The following is a 17,774-nucleotide window of genomic DNA, read 5'->3' as shown; positions in this document are numbered from 1 at the left end:
TGTCCTGTTTGCCCGATTATCCTGGAGCGGTGGAGTCGTACCCAACTCCTTCGGGCAGCGATCAGGACGGCCGCGCGCCGCTGGACGCCGGAGTGCGCCCGGAGATCCTCGCTTCCTGGCAGCGCTCCCAGTCCCTCGGCATCGACCGCGAGCGGGCGGTCCTGCCGATCGAGCGTGACCTGGACCCCGACTCCCGGCTGATCAGGGCTGCCACGCCGGTGCTGAACCGCCTGTACGAACGGTTCTCGGGCATACCGGTGACCGTGGCACTGGCCGACTCACGGGCGCACATCGTGGACCGCTGGGGCGACCCGGCGGGGCTGGAACTGATGGACGCCGCCTCCCTGGTGCCGGGCGCCAACGTCGACGAGCGGTTCATGGGAACCAGCAGCGTCAGCATGGTGCTGAGCACCAGGGCGCCGTTCGTGGTCGTGGGCCACGAACACTTCCTGCACGACCTCAAGGAGCTCACCTGCATGGCCGCGCCGGTGCGCGACCCGGTGGGCGGCACCGTGCGGGGCGCGGTCAACCTCTCCGTCCCCCGGGAACTGGCCGACCCCGGCATGGCGCTTGTCCTTCAGGACGCCACCGAACGCATCGGGGAACGCCTGCTGGAGCTGAGCACGGCACGCGAGCTCGAACTCACCCACTCCTTCCGCCGGGCCATGGAGCGCGGGGGGCACGCCGAGCTGGACCTTGAGTCGGGAGAGCTGTCCCGGCGCGGCGGACCGCCGCCCCGGCTGGCCTCGCAGGAACGGCTGATACTGCTGGAGCGTGCCGTCGAGCTGATCTCCTCCAACGGTGAGGCGTTCGCCGAGGTGCCGCTCGCGGGCAGTCGCGTGGCCGTCCTGCGCCGGCGGGAGCTGCACCACGGTGACGCGGAGGGGGCGGCGGTCGAGGTCAGTTTCGAGGACACCGGCGGCACGGGCACGGCACGTCCGGCCGGCGCGACCGCCACCGATGGTCGTGTGCCGCTCCCGGACCGCCCCGCCGAGGTGGCGGAACCGCACGCCGGCGGAACGACCGACGCGTGGCTGCTGCTCGTGGGCGAGCCGGGCGTCGGCCGGCTCGCCGCCGAGGCGCGCGGCCGGCTGTCCCTGCTGAACGAGGCAGGTGTCCGGCTCGGCACCACGCTGGACCTGTGGCGTACCGCCGAGCAACTGGCGGAGATCACCGTGCCGCGCTTCGCCGACCTGGTCGTCGTCGACCTGGTCGAAAGCGTCCTGGCGGGCGAGGAGCCACCGCCCGGACCGCTGCGCCCCGGCGCACCACTGCGCCGGGTGGCCGCCTGGGCGGGCGAGGGCTCCCGCGACCTGCCGATCGGCGGGGTGAACGAGCCGACCGGCTACCCCGCCGGAACACCCCAGGCCCGGTGCCTGGAGACCGGGCGGCCGGTCACGGACTCGGTGGTGACCGCCGCCCTGGCCGGGCACCCGACCGGCCAGGCGCACCCCGTCCAATTCCTGGGCGAGGGCGTGCACTCCTACCTGGGCGCTCCGCTGTCCGCGCGGGGCTCCGTCCTCGGCCTGGCGGGTTTCTACCGCCGCGGCAGGACGAGGCCGTACGAGCAGGACGACCTGACGCTGGCGGGCGAGCTGGCGGCCCGTGCCGCGATCAGCATGGACAACGCCCGCCGCTACGGCCGGGAGCACCACGCCTCCCTCACCCTGCAACGCAGCCTGTTGCCGCACGCCCTGCCCCGGCTGAGCACCGTCGGCCTCGCCTCCCGCTATCTGCCCGCGGACGCCAGGTCAGGGGTGGGCGGGGACTGGTTCGACGCGATCCCGCTGTCCGGTATGCGCGTGGCGCTGGTCGTCGGCGACGTGCCCGGAAACGGGTTGCAGGCCGCGGCGACCATGGGCCGGCTGCGTACGGCGGTACGGACGCTGGCCGGTCTGGACCTGCTGCCCGAGGAGGTGCTGGCCCACCTGGACGACCTGGTCAGCCGCACCCCCGAAGGAGACGCCGGCGACCAGGACCCGGCGACGGGGACGACCTGCCTGTACGCGATCTACGACCCGGTGTCCTGCCGGTGCACGGCCGCGACGGCCGGTCATCCGCCGCCCGCTCTGCTGACTCCGGACGGGCGGGCACAGCTGATCGACCTCCCGACCGGTCCGCCGCTCGGGCTCGGTGGGATCCAGCCGTACGAGTCCGCCACCGTCGAGCTGCCCGGGGGCAGCCTGCTGACGATGTACACCGACGGACTGCTGAAGGAGAGCCGCGGCTACGAGGACACCGGAGCGCGCACCGAGCAACTGCTGGCCTCCCTGCGCCTCGCCGGTCCGGAACTGGAGGACACCTGCGACCTGGTCACGGACGCGCTCCTGCCCAGCGGCCCGTCCGACGACGTGGCCCTGCTGCTGGCCCGTGTGCACGCGCTGCCCGAGGACCGGATGGCGTCCTGGGAGTTCCCGTCCGACCCCGCGGCCGTGGCCCGGGCCAGGGCGCTCACCCGCGCCCAGCTCGCCGCGTGGGGCATGTCGGAGCTGGACTTCAACACCGGGCTCGTGGTCAGCGAGCTGGTCACCAACGCCGTGCGGTACGGCGGCCCGGGGCCGGTGGGCCTGCGGTTGCTGCGCGACGACTCACTGATCTGCGAGGTCTCCGACGGCAGCAACACCTCTCCTCGGATCAGACGCGCGGCCACGACCGAGGAGGGCGGGCGCGGCCTGTTCCTCGTGGCGCAGTACACCAAGAGCTGGGGTGCCCGCTACATGCCGCAGGGCAAGACGGTGTGGGCCGAGCAGATCCCGCAGCCGGAGCAGCCGGTGCCCGAGACGGACGAGGAAGCACTGCTGGCCATGTTCGACGACCCCGGCTGACCCGCCGCCGGTCGCGGTCGGTCAGTCGGGGACGGCGTCCAGGGTGGCGTAGCTGTGCAGTACCTGGTCCGTTCCGGTCAGCGCCAGCATGCGCCGTACGCGTTCGCTGGGTGCGATCAGCGCCAGGCGGGCGCCGGTGCTCCGGGCCGTGCGGTAGACCGCGATCAGGCAGGTGAGCCCGGTGGAGTCCAGGAAGGCGACGTCGGACAGGTCCAGGAGCACCCTGTGCCCCCCGGTGAGGACCAGGGGTTGCAGGGCGTCCGCGAGGTGCGAGGCGGTGTGCAGGTCGAGGTCGCCCACGACCGTGACGAGGTGGCGGTCGGTGCTCAGACGGCGGACGTGCACCTGGAGGGTGTGCTGGTGATCGCGGAAGGCGGGCTGGTCCGAGTTCATCGCCGTCTCCTTCCGCGTGGGCCGGGGTTCATGGGGTCAGCTCCTGCTGGTGGCCGCCGCGCCACTCGGTGAGCAGTACGGTGGCGTCGTCGTCGAGCTTGCCGTCGTGGTGTTCCATGACGGCGGCCATCAGCCGGCGCAGGGTCTCGTGCAGGGTGTGCCGGCCGGAGTGGTGGCGGCGGATGAAGTCGACGAAACGGTCCTGGCCGAATGCTGTGCCATGCCTGTCGCGGGCTTCGACGACGCCGTCGGTGTACAGCAGCAGGCGATCGCCGGGTTCCAGCTGCTCGATGGCCGTGGTGACCGACAGGCCGAGATCGGCGCCCATGGGACCGGCCGGGGGGCAGACCAGTTCGGTGGTCCAGCGGTTGCCGCGGATCAGGATGGGCAGGTGGTGACCGCGGTTGATCCACGTCAGCCGGCCGCTCTCCATGTCCAGGTCGGCGAGGATGGCGGTGACGTAGCGGCTGGTGCCGAACTGCTCGATCAGCGTCTCCTCCACCATCCGGCTGGTCTCGGTCAGCGAGGCACCCTGGCGGCGGGCGTTGCGGCAGGCGGACACGGCGACGTTCGCGGTGATGCCGGCGGTGGTGTCGTGGCCCATGGCGTCGAAGACGCCCAGGTGGAGGGTGCTGCCGGCCACCGCGTAGTCGAAGGCGTCGCCGCCCACCTGGTAGGCGGGCTCCATCACCGCGCCGACGGTGGCGTTGTGACCCGCGTAGGCGGGTGGCGGGGTGAGGTTCCACTGCATCTCCGCGGCCACGTTCATCGGCTCTGTCCGCACCAGACGCGCGTAGGAGTCGCTGAAGGACCGCTTGCTCAGCAACAGCAGGGCCGTCATCGACGCCAGGTCGCGCAGGGCTTGGCGGACGGGCTCGCCGTCGGTGTCGGTATCGGCCCGCAGCACGCCCAGGCGCTCCACACCGTCGGTGATGGCCACCCACCACCGCCGCCCGCCCGGCCGGCCGCACTCCCCTTCCCGTTCGGGTTCGGACACCAGTTCCACGCGCCGGTAGGCCTGGCCGGGCAGACTGCCCGCGACGGTGAACTCCTGCCCGCCCTCCCCGGCAGCCAGCCCCCGACCAGTGAGCCGGCGCAGCACCGTCTCCCGGATGTCCACCACGAAAAGGATCACGTCCTGCATGCCTGCCACGGCGGCGTGGTCGGCGATCATCCTGGGAAGCTCTTCGAGCGTAGCCGTATGACTGGCCTGCATCAGCCGCAACAGCGACGCCGCGCTGCTGTCCGTCACTTTGCGCCTCTTTCCTGGCCGCTCGGGTCATACCCATCCTCGGGCACCGGACGGGTACCCGCTCCCGGACGGCACGCGCGGCCCGGCCGGTCAGGGTTTCCCGGCCTGGCTGAGCTGGCGCTGGAGGCTCCCGGTGAGGTGGTCCGCCATGGCTTCCGCGGCGCGGTCGGGCTTGCGGCGCAGTATGGCGCGTACGACGCGTTCGTGTTCCGCCAGCGTGGGGTCGTCGGCGTTCACCACCCTTCTGATGCGGAAGACATGCAGATGAGAGTGGAGCCGCTCCACCGCATCGGCGAGCAGCGGACGTTGCGAGGCCACCGCGATGGTGTCGTGGAAGCGCTGGTCCAGAGCGGCGAAGCCGCGGTAGTCCGCGTAGCGCCCCGTCGGCCCCGGGTGGGTCTGCATCTCCTCCACGAGCCGTTCGAGGGCGTCGAGTTGCTCCTCGGTGGCGTTGACGGCGGCGAGAGCCGCCGCTCGCGGTTCCAGCAGGAGCCGCATCTCGAAGAGCTGCTCAAGGCCCTCGCGTGTCAGCAGCTCTGTCGCCCGGTACCCGGACAGCGACCTCTTGACCACGAGTCCGTCGGACTCCAGCCTGGCCAACGCCTCGCGGACGGGCGTGGGCGAGACGCCGAGAGCGCGCGACACCGCTTCGATCCCCACGCGCGCTCCCGGAGCGATCTCATGATCCATGACCATGGCCTTGATCTGCTCGTAGACGCTGTCCGAGAGAACCTGGCGACCGGCGCCGGCGGATCGGCCGCTTCCGGACTCCGGGGCCCTGGCAGAGGAACTGTCATGCTGTGGCATCCGTTCTCCTGCTCCTGCCGCTCCAGGTTGTCGGGACGACGCAGTTTAGCGAGGTGAGCACGTTGCCCGGCTCGGGGTCGGCCGGGTCTCAGGGCATCAGGGACCCCTGTTCCGTGAGCCGCCACCGGGCCCCCGTCGCCTCACCTCTCCCGCTGGTCCGGGCGGACCCGGACCACCAGTGCCACGCGCTTCACTCCGCCTCTGTTTCCGTGGTCGCCGCCGAGAGCGCACGGTCGTGGATGACGCGGATGATCCGGCCGCTCATCCGTTCATAGTCGCCGTCGTTGTCGACCTCGCCACGGACGCGGTGGTCGGCCATGACGAGGACACGGTCCGCCAGCGTGATCATCTCGGTGAGGTCGCTGCTGATCAGCAGGATCGGCAGACCCTCGCGGGCCAGCTCCCACAGGAGCCGGTGGAAGGCCTGCTTGGTGCGCACGTCGACGCCCACGGTCGGTTCGTCGACGATCAGCAGACGGGTGTCGGCCGCGAGCCACTTCGCCAGACTCACCTTCTGCTGGTTGCCGCCGGACAGTTCACCCACGTTCTGCTCAAGGCCCGAGATGCGGATCCCGAGCCGGTCGACCAGGTCCTGTGCCGCCTTCCGCTCCTCGGCGGCGGGAACGGACCCGAGAGCCCTGGCCAGCTTCTTCCACACGGTGACCGTGATGTTCCGGTGGACGGGCTGTTCGAGGAAGACGCCCTCTTCCTTGCGGTTCTCGGTCAGGTAGCCGATGCCGAACTCGTGCAGCGCCTGACGGGGCGAGGCGATCCGGACCGGGTCGCCGTGCATCCTGATCTCGCCGGCGGTGATCCGGCCGAGGCCCAGTACCGCTCTGACCAGTTCGCTGCGCCCGGCGCCGACGAGGCCGTAGAGACCGACGATCTCGCCGGGCCGCACCGCCAGGGAGACGTCCCGGTGGCCGTCGGCGGTGGAGATGCCGTCGAGCGCGAGGACCGGGGCGGCCGTACGGTCCGGGGTGCGTGGCCGCATCTCGGTCGCCGTGTGCGCGCGGCCCACCATCAGATTCACGATGTCGTCGTGGGTGTGGCGGGCGAGCGGAGAGGACTCCAGCACGGACCTGCCGTCGCGCAGCACGGTGACGGTGTCGCAGAGCGCGAAGACCTCTTCCAGTCTGTGGCTGACGAAGACGACGCACGCGCCGCGGGCCGTGAGGCGCCGGACGACGGCGAAGAGGCGTTCGGCCTCCCGCGGGGACAACGAGGCGGTCGGCTCGTCGAGCAGCAGCACCCGGCTCTCGGTGTGGAGCGCCTTCGCGATCTCCACCAACTGCTGCTGGGCGACCGACAGTTCGCGCACCGGCCGGAGCGGGTCCAGGTCCAGGTCCAGCTCGGCCAGGCAGCGCAGGGCGGGCGCGCTCATGGCGCCGCGGTCGACGAACCCGAGACGCGCAGGGGGGCTTGTCAGCGTGATGTTCTCCGCCACCGAGAAGTCGGGTATCAGGTTGCGTTCCTGGTGGACGACGCCGATGCCGGTCCGGGTGGCCTCCAGCGGCGAGCGCAGGCGGACCTCTTCGCCGCGCCAGGTGAGCCGGCCGCCGTCGGGCGCGTGGACGCCGGTCAGGACCTTGATGAGCGTGGACTTCCCCGCGCCGTTCTCGCCCAGCAGCGCGTGCACGGATCCGGCCGTCAGGCGCAGTCCGACGCCGTCCAGGGCCCGCACTCCTGGGAAGACCTTGACGATCTCCCGGCCTTCGAGAAGGACGTCGCTCACTGCCCACCTCCCGCGTCCGGCAGGGCGGCGCCGGCCGTCGGTGTTCGGCCGGCCGGCGCCGGCGGGGTCCGCCCGTGCGCCTTCCCCCTCTTCTCCAGGCGTGTCTGGTGGAGGCGGCCGCCGACCACCGTGCCGAGCACGACCAGTCCGATGAGGAGGTTCACCCAGCTCGGGTCGAGCGAGAACTGGGCGCGCGCGGCGTCGACGAGCCGCATCACGAACGCCGCCAGCACCGTGCCGAGGACCGCGACGGAGCCGCCGCCGAGCCCGACGCCTCCGATGATCGGGGCGGCGAAGCTCGGCAGCAGCCAGTCACCGCCCACGCTGCGGTTGACGCCGGGCAGTGACGCCGTCGCGGTCACGGCGGCGACTCCGACCAGGAGGCCGGACAGGGTGTGCGCGAGCACGATCTGCCGGTCGGTGGAGATGCCGGACAGCCGCGCCGCCTGCGGGTTGCCCCCTGCCGCGAGGAGCCGCCGTCCGGCGGTCGCGCGGTGCAGGAACACGGCCAGCAGCGCCGCCGCGGCGAGTGCGGTGAGGAACACCAGCGGGAGGTTCAGCGGGGCCGCCCGGCCGAGGTCCTTGAGGGCCGGTGAGTAGCCGTCGACGGTACGCGTGCCGGCCAGCCGGTACTGCGCCCCCAGCAGGATGGTCATCACGCCGAGCGTGACGATGAAGCCGTTGATCCGCGTGGCCACGATGAAGACACCGGTCGCCAGACCGACCAGCATGGCCATGAGGACGCCGGCCGTCACGGCGACGGGTGCCGGGACGCCGCCGTCGGCCATCAGGACACCCGTCAGACAGGCCGTGCAGCCCCCCAGGGCGCCGACGGCGAGGTTGAGCTGTCCGACACACAGGGCGACCATCTGGGCCAGCCCGATGAGGATCGGCGTGGCCAGGTACTGGAGGAAGGTCCGTACCGACGGCCCTTGGAAGAACTCGCCCGACGAGGCGATCCCCAGGGCCAGGCAGCCGCCCAGCGTCACGCACAGCAGTGTCATGGCCGTGGAGCGGGAGAAGCGGCGCAGGGCCTCGGCGGTCCGGGCTCCGCACTGATGGATCGTGATCACGTGGAGCGCACCACCTTGCGGTAGGAGACGACGGCACGCACCCGGTCGGCCGACAGGGCCAGCAGGAGGACACAGCCGAGGTAGATGTTCAGGCTCTCCAGGCCGACGCCGAGCAGGTCCAGACCCTTGCGGATGACCGCGACGAGGGAGGTGCCCAGCAGCGCTCCGAGCACGGAGACGACCCCGCCGGTGAGAAGGGTGCCGCCGAGGACGGCGCCGAGGAACGAGGGAAGCATGAAGTCGTCGCCGATCGAGGCGCGGAACGTGCCGGTGCTGACAGCGGCCATGAACCCGGCGAGCGCGGCGAGCAGTCCGGACAGGCTGTGCGCGAGGATCACGCGGCGGCCCGTGGGGATGCCCGACAACTCCGCCGCCTTCGGGTTCGCCCCTGTCAGCAGCAGCTCGCGGCCCATCCGGGTGCCGGCGTACAGGAAACCGAGGCCGGCCAGCGCCAGGACCGTGAACTGCGCCATCTGCGGCACGGCCGGGGTTCCGCAGACGCCACCGACGCAGATGTCGGCGAGTGAGGTGGAGCGCAGGTCCAGGAGCCCGCTCGGCCGCGTGGTGAAGGCCGCGTTCCCGGTCAGCGCCGAGTAGAGCAGGGAGACCAGTCCCATCAGCGCGAAGTCCATGGCCAGGGTGACCACGAAGGAACTCACACCGGTCCGGGCGATGATCCAGCCCGTCAGGGCGCCGATGGCGGCTCCGGCGCACAGGCAGACGACGAGGCCGAGTTGGAGCGGAAGGTGGAGCCGGTCGTAGCCGAGGCCGGCGAAGAGGGCACCGAAGGCCGCCATCCGGCCGACGGCGAGGTTCATGTGTCCCACGGAGAGGACGGCCAGCTGGGCGAGCGCCACCACGGTCAGCGTCGAGATCTCCCGCAGCAGGGGGAACAGCACGAGCCGCTGGTCCAGGAACGCCGGCCGCAGGGCGCCGAACAGCGCGGCGAGGGCGACGGTGAGCACCAGGAGACCGAGCCGCTGGTCCACCCAGGACGGCAGCCGCCGCGGGGGGCGTCGTGCGCCGGCCTCCTCGCCGGCCTCGGGCTCCGGTGCCGTGACGGGTGTCCTCATGCCACCCTCCTGTTGTCGATGGCGTCCCTGTCCCAGTCGATCCCGATACCCGGCACGTCCGGTGCGACCGCCCGTCCGTCACGGACCGTCAGGCCGGTGCGGGTCACCGCCGTCAACTGCGGGATGTACTCGACGAACATCCCGTTGGGCACCGCGGCGGCCAGGCTGACGTGCAGTTCCATCAGGAAGTGCGGGCAGACCATGACGTTGTGGCTCTCCGCCGTGTGCGCGACCTTCAGCCACGGCGTGATGCCGCCGACGCGCGCGGCGTCGACCTGCACGACAGAGGCGGCGCCCGCCTCCAGATACGTGCGGAACTGCATGGCGGAGTACAGGGATTCACCGACGGCGACGGGGATCGTCGTCGCGGCCGCCAGGCGGGCGTGTCCGCTGACGTCGTCGGCCGGAAGGGGCTCCTCGAACCAGTACGGCCCGTAGGGCTCAAGGGCGGCCGCGAGGTGGAGGGCCGACGAGACGCTCTGCGACTGGTTGGCGTCGGTCATGATGTGCAGGGACGGGCCGACCGCCTCGCGGACGGCGCGCAGCCGCTCGGCGTCCTCGGCCACGTGCGGTTTCCCGACCTTGATCTTGACGCCCGCCCATCCGGCCCGCTGGGCCTCGCGTGCCGAACGGACCAGGTCGTCGGTGCTCAGGTGGAGCCAGCCGCCCTCGGTGTCGTAGAGCGGGACCTCCTGGCGGTGGCCGCCGGCCAGCCGCCACAGCGGTTCACCGGCGCGCTTGCACCGCAGGTCCCACAGGGCGGTGTCCACGGCGGCGAGGGCCAGGGAGGTGATGGCTCCGGTGGTGGTGGCCCGGGTCGTGGCGAACAGCCGCTGCCACAGCGCCTCGACGTTACGGGCGTCCGCTCCGGCGAGGAGGGGCAGCAGGTGGTCCCGGAGCAGGGCCAGGACGGATGAGCCGCCGGTGCCGATCGTGTAGGCGTAGCCGGTTCCCCGGAGGCCGTCCCCGGTGGTGATCTCGACGAGGATCGTCTCCTGCTTGACGAAGGCCTGCACGGCGTCCGTGCGGTCCTTCTCCACCGCGATGTCGGCGAGCAGCGCGGTCGCGGTCGTGATGGTGGTCATCGGGCGGGGTCCGCTTTCCGTAGGGCCGTCGGTGGTCACTCGCAGACGAGGAGCGTGTCCGCGAACTCCTTCTTGAGCTGCTCGGTCTTCGCCTTCCTGGCCGCGTCGTAGGTGCCCGCGTTCGCCCTGGTGACCACGAACGAACCGGAGTCGACGGTCTGGCCCGGGTGGCGCATGGCGCACTGCTTCGTCCGCAGCAGCGCCAGCACCCAGGTCCCCACCTCGGCCTGTCCCACGGGGTTCTGCACGACGGTCGCGGCGACCGAGCCGTCCTTGATCGCGCCGAGGATCTTGGCGTCGTCGTCGATGGCGACGACCTTGGCGGCGGACCCGGAACTCTTCACCGCGTCGGCGGCGGCGACGGCCGGGTTGTAGGCGGTGGTGACGATGCCCTGGATCCGGTCGCCCTTGGCCGCGAGCAGGTCGGAGACCGCCTTCTGCGCGGTCTGCAGGTCCTTGTCGACGTCGGTGACGGTCTGCAACAGCCTGACCTGGCCGCCGGACTCCTGCACCGCCTTGGCCACGCCCTTGATGCGCAGCTGCGTGTTGGCGTCCACGTTGTTGCCGGTGAGGTGGACGAGCGTGCCCTTGCCGCCCATGGCGTCGATCGCGGCCCTGGCGGCCTTGTAGGCGGCGACCTCCACATCCGTGGACAGGCAGAAGTCGGCCTTGTCGGTGGGGCCGGCAGGGCAGGACGCGAGCGAGGCCACGGCGAAACCCTGTGACCTGAGGTCCTGGAAGGTGGTGTTGATGTCGGTGGGCGACACCCCGAAGACCCCGAACGCGTTGTAGCCGCGGGCCGCGAGCGTGGAGAGCAGGTTGTCCTGCTTCTGCTGGTCCCACTCGGAGGTCTCGTCGAAGGTCACGTCGCCGAGGCCGTACTCCTTCCTCGCGGCGGCGCCCGCCGCTTTCCAGGGCTGGAAGTACGGGTGGGCGCCGCCGGGCACGAGGGCCACCTTGACGCCCGACCCGTCGGCCAACTCGGTGGTGCCGGTGCCGGACTTGCCGGGCGCGGGGGCCCGGGTGCCGGTCCCGGCACCGGAGTTCTTGATGGTGCAGGCCGCCGGGGCTGCCAGGAGCACGGCGACGGCGACACCTGAGAGGACGGAACGGGTCGGGGGACGCATCTCCACCACACCCCAGAATCACATAGGAAATTGGTACGGCGATGCTTGGCCACCGAGCGTCGCCCGTCAACCCCTCGAACCACACAATCGGCTTCGACCTGGTCAGGGAGGCGGAGGAATCCGGCTGTGACGGGTCCACCGATCAGTCATCGTCGGTTCGAACCGGATCAAAACCCTATAGGAACCGGGAAGTCAGCGGTGGGCCCCAGGACCTGCCGGGAACGGCCGAGATGCTTCCCGGGTCGCCAGGACCGATCCCTTGGATCCACCGTCAACATCCGTGCAGAGCTCGCCATTTCCTAGGTTGAGCACCCCTCCAGTAAGCACTTCTGAAGAAGTATGGTTTTTTCATTGACAGCGGAAAAGAGGGACGCCTAGGTTTCCGGCCATGCGCCCGACCTCCCCCCGTGAGTCGGTCCCCACCATGACTCCGGCCGCTTCCCTGGTCTTCACCACGCTGCTCTCCCACGGTCCGCTCACCCGGGCCGAGGTCGCGCGGCGGACCAGCCTGTCCGCCGCCGCCGTCACCAAGGCGGTTCGTCCGCTGATGGAACTCGGCTATCTGGTCGAGGGGGTGGACGAAGAGGCGCCGCCCGCCGTGGGACGCCCGGCCAACCTGGTGTGGGTGGACGGCGGGAGGGCGCTGTTCATCGGGCTCAAGGTGACGGGCGACGAGATCATCGCCGTACTGGCCGATCTGTGTTGCCGTATCCGGATGTCCCGGCACGTACACCTCACGGGCCGCGAGCCGGAGGTGGTGCTCCCCGCCATCATCGCGCTGGTACAGGAGTTGCTCACCGAAGCGGCCGGATTCGGCGTACGGGTGCGGGGGTTGGGCATCGCCATCTCGGGGGACGTGGACCGGGCCGAGGGGGTCGTCCGTTACTCGCCCTTCCTGGAGTGGCGGGACGTGCCGCTCGCCGAACTCGCCGCGGCCGCGACCGGATTGCCGGTCACGGTCGACAACGACGTGCGGGCGCTCACGGTCGCCGAGCACTGGTTCGGGGCCGGAGTCGGACTCTCGCACTTCGCCCTGGTCACCGTGGGCGCCGGCATCGGCTGTGGCCTGGTGGTGCACGGACGGGTGGTGTCGGGCGCGCACGGCGTGGCCGGTGAGATCGGGCATCTGTCCCTCGACCCGCTCGGCCCGCCGTGCCACTGCGGAAACCGGGGGTGCGTGGAGGCGATCGCGGCGGACCCCGCGATAGTCCGCGCGGTGCGCGCGGCCACCGGCGAGCGGGTGGCCGACACCGCTGAGGCGCTGGATCTGGCCCGCCGCGAGGACCCCGGTGCCCGGGCGGTCTACGCACGGGCCGGCGAGGCCATCGGCAAGGCGATCGGCTCCCTGGTGAACCTCCTCGGTCCCGAACGGGTGATCATCTCCGGGGAGGGCCTGGCCGCCTACGACCTCTTCGCCGAGGGCATCCGGGACGCGTTCGCCGCGTCCGCCTTCGGTACCGCCGCGCGATGTGACGTGGTGACACGTCCGCTCCCCTTCGAGGAGTGGGCGCGCGGGGCCGCGGCCACCGCGATCCAGTCCTTCATGGGATCGGACACGTACGAGGAGCAGCCCATGACGCTGCAGAGCCGCAGCCCGTAGACCGCGGGCGCCTCCGGCCGCCGGACGGCCCCCGGACGCCAGGGCCGTCATCAGCCCGGCCCTGCCCGCTCTCGCCGTCGGCGGCACCGTGCCGGCGCGAAGGCGGTTCCCCCTCCCCACGTTCGTCGCGGCAGGTGCGTCCACGACCACGACCCCCCTGCTCCCGGTGCGCCGCACGCCACGGCGACAGCGCACCAGCGGGCTCCCCATCGGCTCGGGCACGGACCGGGCCACCGATCCGACGCCCCGGCGGCCGGCCGCTCGGCCGCCTCCCCCGGCGTCCGTCCTGCCCGATACCACACCCGACCCCCACCGGGTACCACCGCACGATTCCGCTCACCCCACCCCCAGGAGGCGACCCATGCGGTCATCCCCGTACACAGCCCTGCGCGGAACCCACCCCGGCCTCCCGCGCCGTACCCTCAGAGCGACGCTGGTCCTGGCCGTCACGGCCGGGCTCGCCACAGCGGTCCCGGCCGTCGACCGGGCCGTGGCCGCCACCCCCGACTCCCCCGTCGCGGCCGTCGGTTCCGCTTCGACGACGGCCGACGCCACCCCCGGCCTCGCGGCCAAGCCCTACATGGGCTGGTCCAGCTGGAGCATGCAGTCCTCCCAGTACCCGGGGCTGAACCCGAACGGCAGCTACAGCTACCTCACCGAGGCCAACGTCCTGAAGCAGGCGGACGCCTTGGCCACCACCCTGAAGAAGTACGGCTACGAGTACGTCAACATCGACGCCGGCTGGTGGATGGACCAGAACTGGACGTCCGAGTTCGACCAGTACGGCCGGCAGACGCCCGACCCGGTCCGGTTCCCGAACGGCATGAAGTCCGTGGCCGACCACATCCACGCCAAGGGCCTCAAGGCCGGTATCTACCTGCCCGTCGGACTGGAGAAGGGGGCGTACGGCGAAGGGAAGGTGCCGATCCGGAACGCCCCCGGCTGCACCACCGCGGACGTGGTCTACCCCGACCTGCGCACCACCAACGGCTGGGACAGCGCCTACAAGCTGAACTTCGACAACCCCTGCGCGCAGAAGTACATCGACTCGCAGGCACAGATGCTCGCGGACTGGGGCTACGACTTCCTGAAGCTCGACGGCGTGGGTCCCGGCTCGTTCAGGTCCGGAGACAACTACAACAACGTCCCGGACGTCGCCGCCTGGCACAAGGCCATCGGCGACACCGGACGCCCGATGCACCTGGAACTGTCCTGGTCGCTCGACATCGGCCACGCCGCCGACTGGAAGAAGTACTCCAACGGCTGGCGCATCGACACCGATGTGGAGTGCTACTGCAAGACGCTGGTCACCTGGGAGAACTCGGTCAACGACCGTTGGGACGACGCCCCCGCGTGGAGCGGCAAGGCAGGCCCCGGGGGCTGGAACGACCTCGATGCGATCGACGTCGGCAACGGGGAGATGGACGGCCTCACCCCTGCCGAGCGGCAGAGCTATATGACCCTGTGGGCCATCAACAAGTCGCCCCTGTTCACCGGTGACGACCTCACCAGACTGGACGACTACGGCCTCTCCCTGCTGACCAACCAGGAGGTCATCGCCGTCGACCAGAACGACTCGCCGGTCGCACGCCCCGTCACCCCGATGGGCGACCAGCAGGTCTGGGGGAGCAGGAACCCTGACGGCAGTTACACCGTCGCCCTGTTCAACCTCGCTGACTCTTCGGCCTCCGTCACCGCCGACTGGGCATCGTTCGGCTTCACCGGCGCGGCCTCCGTGCGCGACCTGTGGAGGCACCAGAACCTCGGGACGTACAAGAACAGGATCACCGCGACGCTGCCCGCGCACGGCTCACGGCTGTTCACCGTCAAGCCGGGCGGCCCTGCGCTCGCGACCACCCGCTACGAAGCCGAGTCCGGGAACAACACCCTGACCGGGAACGCCTCCGTCGCCTCGTGCGACGCCTGCTCCGGCGGCAAGAAGATCGGCAACCTCTACCTCGACAGCCGGCTGCAGTTCAACGACGTCAAGGTGAAGAAGGACGGCATCTACACGATCGACGTCGCCTACGTCAGCGGCGATCCCCGGTCGGTGACCGTCTACTCCAACAGCGGCAACGGCACCCGGCTCAAGTTCCCCTCCACGGGTGACTGGAGCACGGCCCGCACCGTCAGCGTCCAGTTGGCCCTGAAGGCGGGCTCCAACAGCATCACGTTCGACAGCGGCTGGGACTACTCCCCCGACATCGACAGGATCGACGTCCCCAAGTCCGCCTGACCCGCGCGTGGGCCCGGTACGGCTCCGGGCCCACCCGCCTCGCACCACACACCCGACGGCCCCGCATCCGTCGTTCCCGCATGCGCCGTTCCCCGGACATGGAGTGCACCACGTGGACACCCAGCACACCGAATCGCGCGAGAACCGTCCCAGCCGCAGAGGCTTCCTCTCCCTCGCCGCCACCGCCGGCGCGGCCGCCGCGCTCGGCGGTCTGCCGAGCTTCACCGCGTCGGCGGCCCCTTCCCGCCCCACTTCCTCGCCCATGCTGTCCGGCGCCGCCGCCACGAAGAACCAACTGTGGTGGCGGGCCCCCGGCTCCCCCACCTCGATGATCCGGCAGGGCCTGCCGGTCGGGAACGGGCGCCTCGGGGCGCTCGTGAGCAACGACCCCTCCAGCGAACTGCTGACGATCACCGACGCCACCCTGTGGACCGGTGGCGTCAACGACACCCTGCAGAGCGACGGCCAGTTCCCCTACGGGCGGGACGACTTCGGGTCCCTGACCCTGCTGGCCGAGCTCACCGTCGACATCCCCGGTCACGACCTGGGCTCCGTCGACAACTACCGTCGCACCCTGGACCTGGCCCAGGGCATCGTCAGCGCGTCCTACGACCTGTCCGGCGTCACCTATCAGCGGCAGATCTTCGCCAGCCGCCCCGACGACGTCATCGTCGTCCACTTCTCCCAGCTCGGCGGCGGCACCTACACCGGCACCGTCACGCTGGCCGGCACCCACGGCGAGCACACCACCGCGGCCGGCGCGGGCCGCTACGCCTCGTTCGGGGCTTCCCTCGCCAACGGCCTGAAGTACGGCGCCGCCGTCACCGCGACCAGCGGAACCGGCACGGTGACCGTCAGCGGTACGTCGATCACGTTCAGCGGCTGCAAGGACCTCACCGTCGTGTTCAGCGGCGGCACGAACTACGCGCCCGACGCGGCCACCGGGTTCCGCGACCCGGCCCTGGACCCGGAGCGTCTGGCGCGCACCAAGGTCCAGGACGCGGCCGGCCACTCCGCGAGCACCCTGCTGCACACCCACGTCGCGGACTTCCGCCCGGCGTTCGAGCAACTGGCCGTCGACCTCGGCACCTCGTCCACCGCACAGCGCAAGCTGGACACCTGGCAGCGCGTACAGGCCCGCTACCGGGACAACGTGCCGGACCCGGAACTGGAGGCGGCGTACCTCCAGTTCGGGCGCTACCTGATGATCTCCGGGTCACGGGGCGTCCTGCCGATGGGGCTGCAGGGACCGTGGCTCGACGGCAACGACCCGGACTGGATGGGCGACTACCACACCGACATCAACGTCCAGATGAACTACTGGCTGGCCGACCGCGCCGGCCTGTCGGACTGCTTCGACGCCTTCACGGACTACTGCCTCGCACAACTGCCCTCATGGACGGACGTCACGCGGCGGCTCTTCAACAGCCCGACCAACAGGTACCGCAACTCCAGCGGGAAGATCGCCGGTTGGACCGTGGCCATCTCCACCAACCCCTACGGCGGAGGCGGCTGGTGGTGGCACCCGGCGGGCAACGCCTGGCTCTGCCAGAACCTGTTCGAGCACTACGAGTACACCCAGGACCGCGCCTACCTGGAGAAGATCTACCCCCTCCTCAAGGGCGCCGTGGAGTTCTGGGAGGCCCGGCTCATCACCACGACCGTCACCGACGCCTCCGGCTCCGCACGCGAGGTCCTCATCGCCGACAGCGACTGGTCCCCCGAGCAGGGACCGCTGGACGCCAAGGGCATCACCTACGCCCAGGAACTGGTGTGGAACCTCTTCGGCAACTACCGCACCGCGACCGGAGTGCTCGGCAGGGACGCCTCCTACGGTGTGACCGTCGACGGACTGCGCCAACGCCTGTACCTGCCCGTGGTCAGCCCCAAGACCGGCTGGCTGGAGGAGTGGATGTCGCCCGACGACCTGGGCGAGACCACCCACCGGCACCTGTCCCCGCTCGTCGGTCTCTTCCCGGGTGACCGGATCCGGCCCGACGAGTCCACGCCGAAGGACATCCTCGCCGGCGCGACCGCCCTCCTGACCGCGCGCGGCATGAACAGCTACGGCTGGGCCAACGCCTGGCGCAGCCTGTGCTGGGCCCGGCTGAAGAACGCCGAGAAGGCCTACCAACTCGTCGTCAACAACCTGAAGCCGTCGACGGGCGGCAGCAACGGGACCGCGCCGAACCTCTTCGACATCATGGACATGGGGCAGGGCCGCGGCATCTTCCAGATCGACGCGAACTTCGGCACCCCCTCCGCGATGATCGAGATGCTGGTCTACTCGCGGCCGGGCCACGTCGAGCTGCTGCCCGCACTGCCCGCCGCGTGGGCGGCGTCCGGCTCGGTGTCCGGCGTCGGCGTGCGTGGCGGCTTCGTCGCCGACCTCAGGTGGAAGAACGGCAAGGTCACCCAGGTGACCTTGAAGAGCGTCGGCGGCCGTGACACGACCGTGTTCGCGGGCGGCACTTCGCGGAGGATCAGCATCGAGCCGGGTGGGTCCGTCACGTTGAACAACCTCGGCTGACGGCACGCTCAGCGGCCTCGGCCGAGGCCGGTACGGCA

Annotated in this window: 12 protein-coding genes; 4 read left to right on the top strand and 8 right to left on the bottom strand. The window is 71.0% G+C overall.

Features of this window, described 5'->3' with window-relative positions:
* The first annotated feature begins 29 nt into the window (after positions 1–29).
* The gene (locus tag C3492_RS28855) at positions 30–2,825 is read left to right on the top strand and encodes a SpoIIE family protein phosphatase (RefSeq protein ID WP_103815499.1); all 2,796 of its coding nucleotides are present in this window, start codon (positions 30–32) and stop codon (positions 2,823–2,825) included.
* 21 nt (positions 2,826–2,846) lie between these two features.
* On the opposite strand, the gene C3492_RS28850 is transcribed toward C3492_RS28855, so the two are convergent.
* The 8 genes from C3492_RS28850 to C3492_RS28815 form a co-directional block, all read right to left on the bottom strand.
* Positions 2,847–3,218: an STAS domain-containing protein gene (locus tag C3492_RS28850; RefSeq protein WP_103815497.1), complete on the bottom strand. Its 372-nt coding sequence runs from the start codon at positions 3,216–3,218 to the stop codon at positions 2,847–2,849.
* Between the two features lie 28 nt (positions 3,219–3,246).
* Entirely contained in the window at positions 3,247–4,470 is a 1,224-nt protein-coding gene (locus C3492_RS28845; protein ID WP_103815494.1) for a PP2C family protein-serine/threonine phosphatase, read from the bottom strand.
* Positions 4,471–4,560: 90 nt separating this feature from the next.
* Complete coding sequence (locus C3492_RS28840) at positions 4,561–5,277, bottom strand: GntR family transcriptional regulator (protein WP_103815492.1); 717 nt, start codon at positions 5,275–5,277, stop codon at positions 4,561–4,563.
* 190 nt (positions 5,278–5,467) lie between these two features.
* The gene (locus tag C3492_RS28835) at positions 5,468–7,012 is read right to left on the bottom strand and encodes a sugar ABC transporter ATP-binding protein (RefSeq protein ID WP_103815490.1); all 1,545 of its coding nucleotides are present in this window, start codon (positions 7,010–7,012) and stop codon (positions 5,468–5,470) included.
* Positions 7,009–8,085 carry an ABC transporter permease gene (locus tag C3492_RS28830; protein WP_103815488.1) on the bottom strand — a complete coding sequence of 359 codons (1,077 nt, stop codon included), beginning with the start codon at positions 8,083–8,085 and terminating at the stop codon, positions 7,009–7,011. The genes C3492_RS28835 and C3492_RS28830 overlap by 4 nt, the downstream gene beginning before the upstream one ends.
* The gene (locus C3492_RS28825) at positions 8,082–9,158 is read right to left on the bottom strand and encodes an ABC transporter permease (RefSeq protein WP_103815486.1); all 1,077 of its coding nucleotides are present in this window, start codon (positions 9,156–9,158) and stop codon (positions 8,082–8,084) included. The genes C3492_RS28830 and C3492_RS28825 overlap by 4 nt, the downstream gene beginning before the upstream one ends.
* Positions 9,155–10,243, bottom strand: coding sequence for a mandelate racemase/muconate lactonizing enzyme family protein (locus tag C3492_RS28820; protein ID WP_103815484.1), 1,089 nt, complete (start codon positions 10,241–10,243; stop codon positions 9,155–9,157). Before C3492_RS28820 ends, C3492_RS28825 begins: the two co-directional genes overlap by 4 nt.
* A 35-nt stretch (positions 10,244–10,278) precedes the next feature.
* Positions 10,279–11,370, bottom strand: coding sequence for a substrate-binding domain-containing protein (locus C3492_RS28815; protein WP_181140601.1), 1,092 nt, complete (start codon positions 11,368–11,370; stop codon positions 10,279–10,281).
* Positions 11,371–11,758: 388 nt separating this feature from the next.
* On the opposite strand from C3492_RS28815, the gene C3492_RS28810 reads away from it, so the two are divergent.
* From C3492_RS28810 to C3492_RS28800, 3 genes are all read left to right on the top strand, one after another.
* Positions 11,759–12,970 (top strand): ROK family transcriptional regulator, encoded by a 1,212-nt coding sequence (locus tag C3492_RS28810; RefSeq protein WP_181140600.1) that lies wholly within the window; start codon positions 11,759–11,761, stop codon positions 12,968–12,970.
* A gap of 361 nt (positions 12,971–13,331) precedes the next feature.
* Positions 13,332–15,206 (top strand): carbohydrate-binding protein, encoded by a 1,875-nt coding sequence (locus C3492_RS28805; protein WP_103815483.1) that lies wholly within the window; start codon positions 13,332–13,334, stop codon positions 15,204–15,206.
* Positions 15,207–15,318: 112 nt separating this feature from the next.
* Positions 15,319–17,736 (top strand): glycoside hydrolase N-terminal domain-containing protein, encoded by a 2,418-nt coding sequence (locus C3492_RS28800; protein WP_103815481.1) that lies wholly within the window; start codon positions 15,319–15,321, stop codon positions 17,734–17,736.
* Positions 17,737–17,774: the final 38 nt, after the last annotated feature.

It is taken from the genome of Streptomyces sp. Ru62, from assembly GCF_002920615.1.
GTDB lineage: Bacteria > Actinomycetota > Actinomycetes > Streptomycetales > Streptomycetaceae > Streptomyces.
The sequence above is the reverse complement of the archived record's forward strand: the minus strand, read 5'-3'. Positions and strand labels throughout refer to the sequence as shown.